The organism is Nocardia jejuensis NBRC 103114 (genome assembly GCF_001613145.1).
GTDB classification, from domain to species: domain Bacteria; phylum Actinomycetota; class Actinomycetes; order Mycobacteriales; family Mycobacteriaceae; genus Nocardia; species Nocardia jejuensis.
Genome location: NZ_BDBU01000013.1, coordinates 14,571 through 28,832 on the forward strand (window position 1 = coordinate 14,571; position 14,262 = coordinate 28,832).

A 14,262-nucleotide genomic window follows, 5' to 3' on the forward strand; every position below is an offset into this window, starting at 1 on the left:
CTCTCTTGACTTCAAGTTCACTTGAAGTTCTAGCCTAGCGAACTGTGAGCGCTACTTCATCGAATGACACCGCGACGACGGAAGATACGCCCGATACCCACGGCGGCGAGCCCAGCGGCGGATGGTCCGAACTGTTCTCGGGACGCTACCTGGCCTCGGTGTCGATCCTGGCCGGCGGCGTGGCGCTGTACGCCATGAATCTGTACTTCACCGCCGCCCTGATGCCCTCGATCGTCGGCGAAATCGGCGGCGAGAAGTACTACGCCTGGGTGGCGACCGCCTTCCTGATGGCCGCGGTGATCGCGTCCATGCTGGTCAGCCGAGTGCTCGGCAGTTGGGGCGCGGCCAGAGCCTACGGCACCGGCTTCCTGGTCTTCGCCACCGGCGCCGCGATCAACGCCGCGAGCCCGAGTATGGAACTGCTCATCGCGGGCCGGGTCGTGCAGGGTCTCGGCGGCGGCCTGCTCGCCGGACTCGGCTATGCGGTGATCAGAACCGCACTGCCGCAACACCTCTGGGGCCGCGCCGCCGGCCTGGTCTCGGCCATGTGGGGCGTGGGCACGCTGATCGGTCCGGCGCTGGGCGGCGTGTTCGCCGAGCTGGGCCGCTGGCGCTGGGCCTACGCCCTGCTGCTGGCAGTGGCGTTGATCCTGGCCGCGCTGACCCGGCGGGCACTGCCTCGCGAGTCCGGGGGCACGGCCGACCGCTCGCCCGTCCCGGTGCTGTCGCTGGTGCTGCTGACGCTGGCGGCGAGCGCGTTCAGCCTGAGTTCGACCGTCCCGCAAGGACTCTCGACCATCATCGCCTTGGCCATCGGCGTCCTGCTGCTCGCGGCGTTCGTGGTCGCGGAGATCAGGGGCTCGGTGCGGGTGCTCCCCCGGCTCACCTACACCCGGGGCAATCCCCTCAAGTGGATCTATCTCACCGTCGCGGCACTGTGCGCGGGGGTGATGACGGAGAACTTCGTGCCGCTGTTCGGTCAGGATCTGGGCGGACTGACGCCACTGGTCGCGGGGCTGCTGGGCGCGGCGCTCTCGGTCGGGTGGGTGCTGGCCCAGCTCGTCAGTGTCGGGCTGTCCCCGCGCGGCGCGCATCGTGCGATCCGGATCGCACCCCTGCTGCTGACCGGCGGGCTCGTGGCCTACGCGCTCCTGCAGTCGGATGGGGCTCCCGGGCCGCTCGTGATCGTCTGGGCACTGGTGCTGTTCGTCGCGGGCGCCGGCATCGGTCTGGCCTTCCCGCATCTGAGTGTGGCCGCGATGAGCAGCACCACCGATCCCGCCGAGGGCGCGAAGGCAGCCGCCGCGCTGAACACCACCCAGCTGATCTCCTATGCGGTGACCTCGGCTATCGCGGGCACTCTCATCCGGCTGGGCGACGCCTCGCTGGTCGACTCGGCCCGCATCATGACCCTCGGCATCGCCGTGCTGACCGCACTGGGCATCGCCACCGCGGTCCTGGCAACGCGCGGACGGCCGACATCCCCGCGCGTGCGCACGCACTGACGACGTGAGCGGGGGGCGACGAAGTCATTACTTCGGCTGAGGGTTTTCCCTTAGGCCCGTACCGCCCCACTCGCGATGCGCCGTCGCTGGTCCCGCGCGTGCGCGGCCGCGCGCACGCGCTCACGACGTGAGCGAAACCCCGAACCGGCCCAGCGTCCGTCATACCCGGGTCCGACCTCAGAGGTATACGGGCGGCTACCAGCGGCCGATGTATCGACACCGGATCCGGCGCAGAATTTCGTGGGCGGTGCGCGATCACAGGTGCCCTTCAGGAACCTCACAGTCGCAACGGATCTGATGCACAGGTGCGGGTGTGAGGGTGGTGAATGCGCGCCCGCCGCGTGAACTCGATCGACCTGGTGAATGGGAGAAGACAGTGCCCGCAACGCTTCCGAGAACGGTTTCTCCGGCGACGCCGCACACGGTGCAGGACTACGGCCGCCATGGGTGGACGGTGACCGAAGCGTTCGATGGACTCCGGCTGATCACCGACGAGCGGATCGCGGCCGTCGAACTCACCGGCCCGCTGGCCGCCGGAGTCCGTCGATATCTGCGGGCCAACAACCTGTCCGGACCCGTGATCGAGATTCGGGGTGCGCAGCGGCGTGAGATCCACCTGGTCGTGGGTGCGGGCAAGGCCGCGCGGGCGATCGAGATGCTGCGCGAGGCCGGTGCGATCGTGCACACCGGTGGTGCGAGCTTCCCGCTCCCACTCGCCGGCGGATCCGTCGACTGGGGTATCGCTCCCGACGAGGCTCGGTGGGTGCCGCCGCTGGTCGCGATCTCGGCGGCGGTGCGCGCGGTGAGCGCGCGCGCCCTGTCGCGATCCGGTCGGCTGGCCTGCTGAAGGGCGCGCGGGCCGGTGGATCCCACGCTCAGGTGCGGTAGCTGCGGGCGACCAGGGCAGAGCGCAGGTACCAGAGCCCGGTCAGCTGGGTCGGATCGAATCCGGTGAGGTGACCGATCCGCTTGAGCCGGTAGTCGATCGTGTTGGTGTGCACGTGCAGCAGCCGCGCGGTGCGGCGGCGGTTGAGATTGTTGGAGATGTGCCGCCGCAACGTGTCCACGAGTTCGGGGTACGCGTCGAGTGGATCGAGCAGCGATCCGAGGTATTCGCGGCCCGGACCCGGCCGGGTGAGCTGGAATTCGAGTGCGAGCTCGTCGAAACCGTACAGCCCGCGCTCGCACTGCAGGCGCTGGACCATGTCCAGCAGTTCACGGGCCTGTTCGACGGCCCCGGGCACTTCTCGCGGCACGGCGGTCACGACAGTGGCCATCACCGAGACCTCGGCGGCCTCGGACAACCCCGCGATCAATTCGTCCAGATCCGCGGGGGACGACGCGCCCGACGGAATCAGGATCGTGCCGCCGTCCACGCTCAGCAACGACAACGCCGAGGCCCCGCAGCGGGTGGCGAGTTCGGCCTGCACCCGGCGCAACTTGCGGCGCGCGACCACCTTGCCGTCGACCCGGATGTCGAATTCCTGCGGATGCGGCGGGATCGACACGGCCAGAACGTGATACGACGGCGCGATCTCGATACCGCATTCGCGGGCCATGGTGGAGGTGGAGTGGCCGCCGAGCAGCGCCGAGGTGAGCGTGTGCACGGCGGTGTGATGTTCACTCACCACCGATCGCAGCTCCCGGACGTAGGCGAGGGAGATCTCCGTGGTCATCCGGTCGAGCATCCGGACCACCAATCGCAATCCGTAGAGCAGGTTTTCGTAGTCGCCCGCCGTGAGCACCGGTCCGGTGGCGTCGGTGCGCAATTGTCGCGACGCCGCGTTCGTCACCACCACGTCGACGCCGATCCTGAAGCCCTCGTGGACCGCGTGATGAATCGTGTCGATCGGCACGCCCTCGCGCGCCCACTGGGCCGCGGCATCCCGCAGCCTTTCGGTCTCGGCGGGTAGGTCTTCGCCGTCGAGCATGCCGATCGCCAGTTCCAGGCAGATCCGGGTGATCGCCGTGACGTCGCCGTGGATCGCGTCGCTGGGCAGGGTGCCGCAGGGCGCGACGTGCTCCACGAAATGCCCGACCATGTGCTGCGAGAGCGCCAGGATGTCCTCGAGCGCGGCGGACATCGGCTTACCCGATACGCTCAGGCCAGGGCGCTCGCCGTTGTCGAATGTCATCGCACACTCCTTCCGCTCGCGCGGCGTCGTCGGACCACCCGGCTAGCTCTCCAGGGCCCGCTGGAACATCGGCCAGGAATCATGCAGGTCCTGCTGCCAGTAGCCCCAGGAATGCGTTCCGCTGGGGCGCAGATTGAATGTCGCGGGGATGCCCAGATCCCGCATCCGCTCGGCGAGCGCACGGGCACACCTGTCGGTGATCGCTTCCAGGACAACGCCACTGGTGAGCTGGCCGATGAGAGTGACCGGATTGTCGCGGATTCCCGGGCCGTCGAGGGTGTCGAGCGGTCCCGGAACACCGGTGCCGGTCGAGACGTAGACGGCGGTGCCGCGCAACTGATCCGCGTGCAGATAGGGATCGTTGGCGAGCCAGGCCGGATCATCGGGCAGGCCCCACATATTGGTGGGATTACCGCGCCACCGCACCACCACCGCATCGACGAAGAACCGGCCGAACGGGTCGCTGGTGCGAGCGCACCCGCTGTAGGAACCGATGGCGCGGTACAGCCCCGGAGCGCCGATGGCGAGCTGGAAGACCGAGGTGCCCGACATGGAGATGCCCGCTATCGCGTTGGCGCCGTTGCCGTTCAGACCCGAATCGATGATCGGCGGCAGTTCCCTGGTGAGGAAGGTGCTCCAGCGCTGTCGTCCCAGCACCGGATCATCGGCCCGCCAATCGGTGAAATAGCTGCCGTTGCCACCCAGCGGCGTGACCACGGTGACCTGCTTGTCGCGGAAGAAGTCCACGATATCGGTCCGGTCCGGCCAACTGCTGCCGTCCAGGCCGCCGTTCGCTCCGTTGAGCAGGTAGACGACCGGGGACGGCACCGAACCGTCTTGGGCGCGAAGCACTTTCACGGTGAGCTCGGCGTCCATGGCACTCGAGTACACCCGCAGGTCCAGCAGGCCGCCGGGAGCTTCGGACGCGGCGACCAGGTGAGATCCGTCGGCGGCCGGGCGCGCCGCGTCCAGGACGGCACCCGGGGTGATCGGCTCGGCGCGCGCCGCCGGAGCCGCCCACAGCCAGGGCGCCACGACGACCGAGACGAGCGCCAGGAGCAGACCAGCTGATTTCATCCGAGAAGCCTCCGATTGGGCCGGGTACGGCCGTTCGGCTGGTGACGCTAGGCCCACCGATCACCCCGGACAACGGGTATCGCCGCACTTTGGGAGGTCCTCGGGAGGATCACTCACAGGTTTGGGATTCGTCACAGAATTCCGCTCCGGCTCTGGCCGGAGGGTTCGCGGGTGCCGTTCACTCGAAAGCCTGTTACCTGCGGGCAATTGGGCCGCGGTGACGGGACAGAGTCATCAGCTGCACGGATCGAGGGAATTCATGGTCGCATTCGGCCTCTTCGACGACTGGCATCCCGAGCCGGGCCGGCTCACCACCTGGACCGCGTCGCCACAGTCGCGGGTCGCGGTGGGGCGGGCTTCGGCACACGAGGTCGGGCCGTCCTACCAACAGGAGGCGTACCTGCGCACGGTCGGCCGTAACAGCGCTGCGGGACTGCGGGTTTCACGACTGTGCCTGATCTCCTTCGATATCGCCGCGGCGCCGGACCACCCGGCTCTCACCGCGGCGATCAACGCGTTCCTGCGCCGGCACGACACCTTCTCCAGCTGGTTCGCCCGCGAGGCCGACGGGCGCATCGTGCGCCATGTCGCCGATCCCGCCGATATCGACTTCGCCGCCACCGAATACGGGCAGTTCACCGATGTCGAGGCACTGCGCGAGCGGGTGGAGGCCGAGACGCCGGGACCGTTCGAATGGGACTGCTTCTCCTTCGGCGTCATCGAGCGCGAGGAGTCGTTCACCATGTACGCGGTCGTGGACCATCTGCACACCGACGGTGTGGCGCAGGCGTTGTCCTGCATGGATCTGCTGCTGCTGTACGGCAACGAGTTGTCCGGTGGGGCAACGCCTTTACCGCCGGTGGACGGGCATATCGGCTACTGCGCGCGCGAGCGGACGCTCAACGAGCAGCTCACCCTCGAGTCGCCCCCGATCCGCCGCTGGGTGGACCTGTTGCGGCGCAACGACGGTGACCTGCCGAAGTTCCCGCTCGAACTCGGGACGGGACTCGGATACACCCAGGGTGCGCAGGTCACCCTGCCCCTGTTCACCGAAACCGACGCCCTGCGCTTCGAGCAGGTGTGCGCGGAGCACGGCGGACGTTTCCTCGGCGGTCTGTTCGCGGCGCTGGCCGCGGTCGAATTCGAATTGACCGGCAATCAGGACTATTTCGGTCTCACCCCGGCCAACACCCGTTTCCTGCCCGGCGAGTCGGGGTCGGTGGGCTGGTACACCAATCTGATCCCGGTGGCGATCTCGGTACATCCCGAGGACAGCTTCACCTCGCTGGTGACGGTGGCGCAGGAGGCGGCCGAGCGGGCCAAGGATCTGACGGACATCTCGCTGCACCGGGTATTGGAACTGGTGACGCCCGAGCTGGGCATTCGAACCCGGCCGGGCTGGGCGGCCCCCATGCTGTCCTACGTCGATGTGCGAAAGATGGCCGGTGCGGACATGTTCGACGCCATCAACGGTGGCCTCTACGGCAGCCGGGCGAGTTCGGGCGAGGTCTACATGTGGGTCAATCGCCTGCCCGAGGTCAGCACGCTCACCCTGCTGTTCCCCGATACGCCGCAGGCGCGCGCGGCCGTGGATCGCTATGTCCGGACGCTGATCGAGGTCGTGACGGCCGTGGTCACCGACGGGGATCACGCGGTCCGCGTGCCGGCGCTGTCATGACGGTCAGGATCTCGGGAGCCACCGGGGGCCCCGAGTGTCCGGCCACGACGCCGAACCCGTGGGGTGCGCTGTCGGCGTGCCTGGTGGCGGTATTCATGCAGATGCTGGATCTGACCATCGTGCACACCGCGGTGCCCGCGGTGGCGCGTGATCTGCGCGCGGGTGGTTCGGCGCAATTGCTCATCGTCACCGGGTACGGGCTGGCGTTCGCCTGCACCCTGCTCACCGCGGCACGGGTCGGGGACCTGCTCGGCAGGCGGGCGGTGTTCCTGGTCGCCATGACCGGCTTCGCCGGAGCCTCGTTGTGGTGCGGACTGGCTACGGGCGCAGTCGAATTGGTGTCGGCGCGGGGTGTGGCGGGAGTGGCGGCGGCGGCGGCCTCCGCGCAGGTCATCGCGATCATCACCGGGGCGTTCACCGACCGCGGGCGAACCGTGGCGTTCGGGGTGTACGGCGCGGTGGCCGGACTCGCGGGAATGGCGGGACCGCTCGTGGGCGGCGCGCTGGTGGACGCGGATGCGCTCGGGATGGGGTGGCGGACCATCTTTCTGATCAATGTGCCGCTGGGCGGGGTGGCGGTGCTGCTGGGGTACCGGTACGTCGGGGTTCGCGGCGGCAGAAGGATACGGGCGGTCGAGGGTGATGCCCGGGCGCACACGGGCGGCCCCGTGCCGGCGGGCATCGCGGACCGCCTCGATGTGCGGGGCGCGCTGCTGTCCGCGGTGGGGCTCGGCCTGCTGGTCTACCCGTTGACCTCCGGTAGCGAAATGGGTTGGCCACCGGGCATGTTCGCGCTCCTCGCGCTGTCGGTTCCGGTGCTCGCGATCTTCGTGCGGGACCAGCGACGGCGGGCGGCGAGCGGGGCCGAATCGCTGGTGCGGCCGCAAGTGTTCGCCGATCGGTCCTTCGCGGTGGGCACCGTGCTGACAGCGGTGTTCTTCGGCATGTTCACCGCACTGCTGTTCACGGTATCGGTGACCGTGCAGACGGGGCTGGGCTGGTCGGCCTCCCATACCGGGCTGCTCATGCTGCCGTTCGCGGTCGGCGCGATCGCCGGGGCGCTGTCTTCGCCGCTGCTGGTGTCGCGGTGGGGACCTCGGGCACTGACGCTCGGTGTCACGGTGTTCGCGGTCGCGCTGGGGGCGCTCGCAGAGACCGTGCACACGCGGGGGTCCGCACTGGAAATCGGCGTGCTGGCCTGGCCGGTGTTCGCGGCCGGTGCCGGGATGGGCTGGTTCGCCGCGCCGCTGCCCTCGCTCATGCTGGCGGGGGTCGCGGATCGGCTGGCGGGGTCGGCGTCGGGCTTGGTGCCGACTGTGCAGCAGGTGGGCAGTTGCCTCGGAGCGGCGGTACTGGGCATGGTGTTCTTCGACCGGGTCGCGGCGCAGTCGTATACGGCCGCGATCACCACTGTCCTGTGGATCATGTCGGGAATATCGGCGGGTTTGGCCGTGCTGACCTTCGCACTGCCGAGGTCGCGATCATGACGCGAGGCTCCCTGGACGTCCATCGGCGCACGAGCGATCCGCACCAGGATCTGTTGCACCCGTGGGCTGTTCGCGACGTTGCCGTTCTCTCGGCGGCGGTGGCGGCGCTACTGGGCGCACGAGCGGGGAGGTACGGCTACTTCGGCGATGAACTGTATTTTCTCGCGGCGGGACGCAGGCTCGCGGTCGGCTATGTCGACCAGGGGCCGCTGGTGCCCGTGCTGGCCCGGTGCGCTGCCTGGCTCGCACCGGATTCGCTGCTGGTGCTGCGGCTTCCAGCGATCGCGTGCGCGGTGGCATCGATCTGGATCTGCGCGGCGCTGGCCCGGGAGTTCGGGGGTGGCCGCCGCGCGCAGGTGACGGCGGCGCTCGCCGGAGCCACCATGCCGTTCCTGATCACGCAGGCCGCGACGCTCTCGACGTTCGCGCTGGACTCCACGCTCTCGGCGGCGATGCTCTGGATGGTGGTGCGGTGGTGCCGGATTCGCGATGATCGGCTGTTCATCGCGGTGGGTGTGCTGGCGGCGGTCGATCTCCAGGTGAAGTTGCTGCTCCCGGTGCTGGTCGCGGGGTTGGCGTTCGGGCTGCTGCTCTGCGGGCCGCGGGCCGTTTTTCGGCGCACGGCGGCGGGGGCGACGGTGGCGATCGTCGCGTTCAGCGCGATTCCGGCGCTGGGTTGGCAGGCTCGGCACGGGTGGCCGCAACTGGCGATGGGCTCGGTGATCGCGGAGGAACAGCGGGCCGCGACCGGCGGCGCCGCCGGGCTTCCGCTCCAGCTGGCGCTGTTGCTCGGGGTGCTCGGCGGGGTGCTGGCCGGTGTGGGATTGTGTGCGCTGCTGTGCTTCCCGGCGCTGCGGGCCTATCGGTTCACCGCCGTTGCCACGCTCACACAGCTGACCTTCGTCGTCGTCACATCCTCCCGCCCCTACTACCTCGCGGGGGTGTTTCCCGTGCTCGTGGCCGCCGGCGCGGTGTGGGCCGGCAGTCGCCACCGATCGAAGTGGTTCACGGTGACCGGTTTCGGGTCCGCCGCGGTGTCGGTGGTCGTCACCGTCGCCGCGATATGCCTACTGCCTCGGCCACTGTCGGATCTGCGAGAACCCGCCGAGAGTCAGCGGGCGATCTCCGAGCGGTCACGTCTGTTCGGTGTGAACGGGTGGGCGGCGCTGAGCGAGGCGGTCACCCGGGCCGCGCGCGACCTTCCGGCCGATGCGCGCGAGCACGCCGTCCTCATCACCGAGAACTACTGGCAGGCAGCGGCTCTCGACCGATTCGGGAACGACCTGCCTGCGGTGTACAGCCCGAATCGCGGGTTCGCCTACTTCGGGATTCCGCCCGAGAACGCCACCACGGCGCTCTACGTCGGCGGCGAGTCTGCGGAAAACACTCTGCGGCAGACCTTTTCATCGGTCACGGCGGTGTCCCACCTGGATGATCGGCTGGGATTCCCGGGCATCACCCGGGACGTCGTGATCTGGCGTTGTGACCAGCCGCGCGCACCCTGGACCACCGTGTGGCCGCGATGGCGCACCGATACCTTCGTGCCGGACAGAGGAATACACCCATGATCCATCGGAATATGCACTCCCCCGGGGTCACCTGGTTCCACCGGGACTGGTCTCAGCGGGAACTGATCGAACGCAAGGACGGCCGCACCGTGTCGGTGGTGCTGCCGGCGCTGAACGAGCAGGACACCGTCGCCGGGGTGCTGGCCTCGATTCGACCCCTGGTGGGCAGCCTCGTCGACGAGCTGGTCGTGGTGGATTCGGGCTCCACCGACGAGACCGTGCGGGTGGCCGAATCAGCGGGCGCCACCGCGGTATACAGCTGCGAGGAGGTACTCCCGGGCATTCCGGCTCGGCCGGGCAAGGGTGAGGTGCTGTGGCGCTCGCTCGCGGTGACCACCGGCGATCTGGTCGTGTACATCGATTCGGATCTGCTGGCCCCCAATCCGCGGTTCGTCCCCGCCCTGCTGGCGCCGATGCTCTTCGACGACGGCATCGAACTGGTGAAGGGTTACTACCGGCGGCCATTGGCCGCGGACCTGCACGGCGATCCCGAGGGTGGCGGCCGGGTGACGCAATTGGTGGCGCGGCCGCTGCTCACGGCGCTGGCCCCGGAGCTCGGCGAGGTGCTGCAACCACTCGGCGGCGAGTACGCGGCGACCCGAAAACTCCTGTCCACCATCCCCTTCGCACCGGGTTACGGGGTCGAGATCGGCATTCTGCTCGATACCTGGCAGCGACACGGGGCCCAGGCCATCGCGCAGGTCGATCTGGGCACGCGGATCCATCGCAACCGGCCCACCCACGAGCTGGCCGATATGAGCCGGCAGCTCATCGCCACCATGCTCGATCGGCTCGGCATCCGCGATTCGGGTCTGGGGCTCTCCAGATACCGGCCGGAAGGGGCGATCTGGGAGCGCACGGTCAGCACCGTGTCGCTCATCGACAGGCCACCCATGGGCAGCCTCCCCGCACTCGACGAGGTGCTGCCATGAGCGCACCGCGCGAACCACGCAGACGCGCAACCGTGTCGAGGCATATCGCGTTCTGGCTCGTGATCGCACTGCAGATCCTGACCTCGGTCACGGGTCACGCTCAGCCCCCGGACGCACCGGGGTCTCGTCTCGATCACTTCGCGCCGGTGCGCGAGCGGGTCTCGGACATGTTCGTGTACTCCGCCGCGATGAACACAGTCATCCGCGCGCGGGTGCTGCGCGCCGCCGACCCCGATACCCCCGCCCCCACCCTCTACCTGCTCAACGGCGCGAACGGCGGTATCGACGGCAGCTGGTACGACGAGACCGATGTCGCGGAGTTCTTCCGCGACAAGCAGGTCAACGTCGTCATCCCGATCGGCGGCGCCGGAACCTATTTCACCGATTGGGAACACGACGACCCACTACTCGGGCGCCCCCGCTGGACGACCTTCCTCACCCGGGAGCTGCCCCCGATCGTCGACACCACCCTGCACGGCTCCGGCGCGAACGCCATCGCCGGCATCTCCATGGCGGGGACCTCAGCGTTCCAATTGGCTTTGGCCGCACCGGGTCTCTACCGCGCCGTCGGTTCCTACAGCGGATGCGTGCGCACCAGCGACCCCCAGGGCCAAGCCTTCGTGGCCGCCGTCGTAGCGCGCTGGCGCGGCAACGCCTTCAACATGTGGGGCCCAGCCGGGGATCCCGCCTGGCCCGCCCACGACCCCTATCTGAACGCCGAGGGCCTACGCGGCACAACCATCTACATCTCCAGCGGCACCGGCGCCCCGGGCCCCCTGGACACCCTTCAGGGCACCCACGACGACCCCCTCCAGCTGACCTGGCAACTCCTGTTCGGGACCCCGCTCGAGGCGATCATGAACCAGTGCACCCGCGCCCTCCAGGCCCGCCTGCACGAACTGGACATCCCCGCCACCGTCGATCTTCGTCCCACCGGAACCCACTCCTGGGGATATTGGCAGGAAGACCTCCACCATTCCTGGCCCGCCTTCGAATCGGCTCTCACCAAGTAGCTCAGCGGCCGAGGCGCGATGCGCGAGCTTCTCGTCGGGTTCACCCGTTCAGGGCGCGCACACGCCTGTCGCCAGGCACCGGCGCGCACCGTCGACACGAATGTCGACGGGTGCGCGCCGGCCGGCCGGGTCGTGGCGAATCCTGCTCGCCCACAGCCGATTCGCCTCAGCGGGAACGGGTCAGAGTGCACCCATGTCGGCGGAGAGCCATTGTTCGGGACGCATGTAGACGGCGGTTTGCGGACCGTAGGTGTCGGCGACTTTCAGGTAGGCGTCCACCTTGTCCGGCTCCAAGTAGCGGGAGACCATCTCCCGGTGCATGGCATCGGTCATGGGTTCGGTGCGGGTGATCGGGCCTTCGGCGGTGACATAGCGAACGGTGGGGGTGAGCACCTGGGCCATGATGCTGAAGCGGCCGGCGGATTCGAGCAGCCGGAGTTTCCTGGAGTCGGCGGCGGTCAGGAGCCAGAGCTCGCCACCGGGGGCGTACTGGTACCAGATCGGCACATTGAGCGGCGCTCGTCCGGGGCTCGAGGCCACCGCGAGCGCACCGATGTGCGGTTGGGCGAGGAACTTCTGTCGATCTTCCAACGTCAGTGCCATGGGTTCCACCGTACGTGCACCTCGCGAACTCGACCATCGGCCCCGGACGATCCGGGGAGCGCGCCCACGCCCGCCGACCGACGCCTCGCGGGTGTCACAGATTCCCGCACCCCGGCGGAATGTCGTACGCCGACGGCCAGGGCACGCGGCCGGGATTCTCAGGCCGGGACCAGGTCCATGCGCAGGAATTCGGTGATGCGCATGATCTTCGGCGGCCATCCGGCATCGTCCGAAAGAATTTGGAACGCTTCGGTTTCCGAGATCAGACGCGGCGACCCGAGACGCAGGTCCTCGCCGCCGACGCGCAGCTCGGCCACGCCCGAGGCGAGGATGTTCCGGACCCAGTCCGCCCCCGAGCCGTAGACGAGGACGAACAGATAGCCGCCCTCGACCGGGTAGGCGTCCAGGGGCGTGCGGTAGGTCGCGCCCGAGGTGCGACCGGTATGGGTGAGGACGGGCCAGGTGCCGCCCGCGATCGCCCGCGGGTTGAACACTCGTTTGTTGATTCGGCCCCACCAGCGTGGCATCGGCATCGGCGTCTCCTGTCCTGGGATCCGGGCAACCCGACCGCGATGATCGAAAATTCCGGCACGCACCTTACGACCGTAAGATTGCCTTACACACGTAAGGTAGGCTTACGGTCGTAAGACTGTCAAGAGATTCGAAACCGGGAGCCGCCGTGCCACGACCGTCGCAACCGCTGAGCCGGGAACGCGTGCTGCACGCCGCGGTGCGAGTGGGCGATCGCGGTGGCGTGGAGGCGATCTCGATGCGACGGGTGGCCCAGGAGCTCGGCGTGGAGGCGATGTCGCTCTACCACCACGTGCCGAACAAGGAAGCGATTCTCGACGGGGTCGTCGATGCGGTGTTCGCGGCGATCGATCTGCCGAGTACCGACCTGCGGTGGCGCGATGCCCTGCGACAACGCGCGTTCTCCGCGCGGGCGGTGCTGTCTCGGCACCGATGGGCCCTGGGCCTGATGGATTCGCGCCGCAATCCGGGCCCCGCCACCCTGCGTCACCACGATGCGGTCCTGGGTGTGCTGCGCACCGGCGGTTTCTCGTTACCGATTGCCGCACACGCCGTTTCGCTCATCGACAGCTACATCGGCGGTTACGTGCTGCAGGAATCGAGCCTGCCCGCGTCCTCCCCCGCCGAACTCGAGCAGGTCGCGGGCGACATCCTCGCGCACCTGCCGCCGGACCTACCGCACCTGCGCGAGCTGATCACCGACCACGCCCTGCGACCGGACTACGACCCCAGCACCGAATTCGACTACGGCCTCGACCTGATCCTGGACGCCCTGGAACTCCGGAGAAAGTGACGATCACGCGATTCCTCGCATGCCGGCCGATTCCTCCGTCCCCGAATTCCCGCCCGCATTTGCGAAATCTCGGAGGCAGCCGCGATGCTGTGCCGATGCCCATCGACACCCTCAACGGGATCCGAATCAACTACGACGTCACCGGGGACGGGCCGCTCGTCGTCATGGTGATGGGAACCGGAAGTCCCGGGCGAGTCTGGCGCACCTATCAGGTGCCGGCTCTGGTCAAGGCCGGATTCCGGGTGGCGACCATGGACAATCGCGGCATCGCGCCCAGTGACGAAAGCGCCGGCGGCATCCGGATCGGCGATATGGTCGGCGACACCGCCGCACTGATCCAGCGACTCGGCGCGCCCGCGCACGTGGTCGGTCACTCCCTGGGATCGCGGGTCGTGCTGGAACTGGCGCTGGCGCGACCGGAATTGCTGCGCACGGTCGTCGCCCTCGGCGCGGTCGGCAGGCCGCATCCGCTCTCGACGATGCTCAACCGGGGTGAGCGGGCCCTGCAGGACGAGGGCGTCCAGCTGCCGCCGCAGTACGCCGCCGCGATCAAGGCGATGTTGAACCTCTCACCGCACACCCTCGAGGATCCCGCGCGCGCCCAGGAGTGGCTGGACATCTTCGAGTACACCGCGACGCTGAAACCCTCCCCCGGCGTGCGCGCCCAGATCGGCATCGATCGCTCACAGGACCGGCTCCCCGCCTACGCCCGCATCCGCGTGCCCAGCCTGATCGTGGGCTTCGGCGACGACCGCATGACCACCCCCGCCGCCGGGCGCGAGGTCGCCGACGTCATTCCCGGCGCGCGCTACGCGGAGATCGAAAACTGTGGCCACTACGGCTATCTGGAGCGTCCGGAGGAAGTGAACTCGACGATCGTCGAGTTCCTCACCGCCGCCGGATGAGCCGCGGTCACCACCATCGGCATCGCCCGGCGAGC

General features: G+C 68.8%; 13 protein-coding genes. 9 read left to right on the forward strand and 4 right to left on the reverse strand.

The window, feature by feature from the left end; translation table 11 throughout:
* Window positions 1-44 precede the first annotated feature (44 nt).
* Window positions 45-1,505 carry an MFS transporter gene (locus tag NJ1_RS10365; protein ID WP_176580406.1) on the forward strand — a complete coding sequence of 487 codons (1,461 nt, stop codon included), beginning with the start codon at window positions 45-47 and terminating at the stop codon, window positions 1,503-1,505.
* 313 nt (window positions 1,506-1,818) lie between these two features.
* On the forward strand, window positions 1,819-2,352 hold the full coding sequence (locus tag NJ1_RS10370) for a hypothetical protein (RefSeq protein WP_245717320.1): 534 nt from the start codon (window positions 1,819-1,821) through the stop codon (window positions 2,350-2,352).
* A gap of 28 nt (window positions 2,353-2,380) precedes the next feature.
* On the opposite strand, the gene NJ1_RS10375 is transcribed toward NJ1_RS10370, so the two are convergent.
* Both NJ1_RS10375 and NJ1_RS10380 read right to left on the reverse strand, forming a co-directional pair.
* Window positions 2,381-3,640 (reverse strand): PucR family transcriptional regulator, encoded by a 1,260-nt coding sequence (locus NJ1_RS10375; protein ID WP_067691011.1) that lies wholly within the window; start codon window positions 3,638-3,640, stop codon window positions 2,381-2,383.
* A 42-nt stretch (window positions 3,641-3,682) separates the two neighbouring features.
* Window positions 3,683-4,717, reverse strand: coding sequence for an alpha/beta hydrolase (locus NJ1_RS10380; RefSeq protein WP_067691012.1), 1,035 nt, complete (start codon window positions 4,715-4,717; stop codon window positions 3,683-3,685).
* A gap of 259 nt (window positions 4,718-4,976) precedes the next feature.
* Here NJ1_RS10380 and NJ1_RS10385 point away from each other — a divergent pair, with 259 nt between their 5' ends.
* From NJ1_RS10385 to NJ1_RS10405, 5 genes are read left to right on the forward strand one after another with little or no spacing between them, the layout of a single operon-like run.
* On the forward strand, window positions 4,977-6,395 hold the full coding sequence (locus tag NJ1_RS10385; protein ID WP_067691585.1) for a condensation domain-containing protein: 1,419 nt from the start codon (window positions 4,977-4,979) through the stop codon (window positions 6,393-6,395).
* Window positions 6,392-7,882, forward strand: coding sequence for an MFS transporter (locus tag NJ1_RS10390; protein WP_067691014.1), 1,491 nt, complete (start codon window positions 6,392-6,394; stop codon window positions 7,880-7,882). Before NJ1_RS10385 ends, NJ1_RS10390 begins: the two co-directional genes overlap by 4 nt.
* Window positions 7,879-9,450: an ArnT family glycosyltransferase gene (locus NJ1_RS10395; protein WP_084477960.1), complete on the forward strand. Its 1,572-nt coding sequence runs from the start codon at window positions 7,879-7,881 to the stop codon at window positions 9,448-9,450. The genes NJ1_RS10390 and NJ1_RS10395 overlap by 4 nt, the downstream gene beginning before the upstream one ends.
* Entirely contained in the window at window positions 9,447-10,382 is a 936-nt protein-coding gene (locus NJ1_RS10400) for a glucosyl-3-phosphoglycerate synthase (protein WP_084477961.1), read from the forward strand. Before NJ1_RS10395 ends, NJ1_RS10400 begins: the two co-directional genes overlap by 4 nt.
* Window positions 10,379-11,395, forward strand: a complete 1,017-nt coding sequence (locus tag NJ1_RS10405) for an alpha/beta hydrolase (protein ID WP_084477962.1) — start codon at window positions 10,379-10,381, stop codon at window positions 11,393-11,395. The genes NJ1_RS10400 and NJ1_RS10405 overlap by 4 nt, the downstream gene beginning before the upstream one ends.
* Before the next feature lie 180 nt (window positions 11,396-11,575).
* Here NJ1_RS10405 and NJ1_RS10410 read toward each other — a convergent pair whose 3' ends face one another.
* Window positions 11,576-11,998, reverse strand: a complete 423-nt coding sequence (locus tag NJ1_RS10410) for a pyridoxamine 5'-phosphate oxidase family protein (protein WP_067691016.1) — start codon at window positions 11,996-11,998, stop codon at window positions 11,576-11,578.
* Between the two features lie 158 nt (window positions 11,999-12,156).
* Window positions 12,157-12,531 carry a nitroreductase family deazaflavin-dependent oxidoreductase gene (locus tag NJ1_RS10415; RefSeq protein ID WP_067691019.1) on the reverse strand — a complete coding sequence of 125 codons (375 nt, stop codon included), beginning with the start codon at window positions 12,529-12,531 and terminating at the stop codon, window positions 12,157-12,159.
* 146 nt (window positions 12,532-12,677) lie between these two features.
* Here NJ1_RS10415 and NJ1_RS10420 point away from each other — a divergent pair, with 146 nt between their 5' ends.
* Together NJ1_RS10420 and NJ1_RS10425 are read left to right on the forward strand one after the other, a co-directional pair.
* On the forward strand, window positions 12,678-13,322 hold the full coding sequence (locus NJ1_RS10420) for a TetR/AcrR family transcriptional regulator (protein ID WP_067691022.1): 645 nt from the start codon (window positions 12,678-12,680) through the stop codon (window positions 13,320-13,322).
* A 95-nt stretch (window positions 13,323-13,417) separates the two neighbouring features.
* Window positions 13,418-14,227 (forward strand): alpha/beta fold hydrolase, encoded by an 810-nt coding sequence (locus NJ1_RS10425; RefSeq protein WP_067691024.1) that lies wholly within the window; start codon window positions 13,418-13,420, stop codon window positions 14,225-14,227.
* Window positions 14,228-14,262 lie beyond the last annotated feature (35 nt).

Bases quoted from the DNA above. Each gene is read 5' to 3' on its own strand.
- NJ1_RS10375 (WP_067691011.1), bottom strand. From the start codon at position 3,640: ATGACATTCGACAACGGCGAGCGCCCTGGCCTGAGCGTATCGGGTAAG.
- NJ1_RS10380 (WP_067691012.1), bottom strand. From the start codon at position 4,717: ATGAAATCAGCTGGTCTGCTCCTGGCGCTCGTCTCGGTCGTCGTGGCG.
- NJ1_RS10385 (WP_067691585.1), top strand. From the start codon at position 4,977: ATGGTCGCATTCGGCCTCTTCGACGACTGGCATCCCGAGCCGGGCCGG.
- NJ1_RS10390 (WP_067691014.1), top strand. From the start codon at position 6,392: ATGACGGTCAGGATCTCGGGAGCCACCGGGGGCCCCGAGTGTCCGGCC.
- NJ1_RS10395 (WP_084477960.1), top strand. From the start codon at position 7,879: ATGACGCGAGGCTCCCTGGACGTCCATCGGCGCACGAGCGATCCGCAC.
- NJ1_RS10400 (WP_084477961.1), top strand. From the start codon at position 9,447: ATGATCCATCGGAATATGCACTCCCCCGGGGTCACCTGGTTCCACCGG.
- NJ1_RS10405 (WP_084477962.1), top strand. From the start codon at position 10,379: ATGAGCGCACCGCGCGAACCACGCAGACGCGCAACCGTGTCGAGGCAT.
- NJ1_RS10410 (WP_067691016.1), bottom strand. From the start codon at position 11,998: ATGGCACTGACGTTGGAAGATCGACAGAAGTTCCTCGCCCAACCGCAC.
- NJ1_RS10415 (WP_067691019.1), bottom strand. From the start codon at position 12,531: ATGCCGATGCCACGCTGGTGGGGCCGAATCAACAAACGAGTGTTCAAC.
- NJ1_RS10425 (WP_067691024.1), top strand. From the start codon at position 13,418: ATGCCCATCGACACCCTCAACGGGATCCGAATCAACTACGACGTCACC.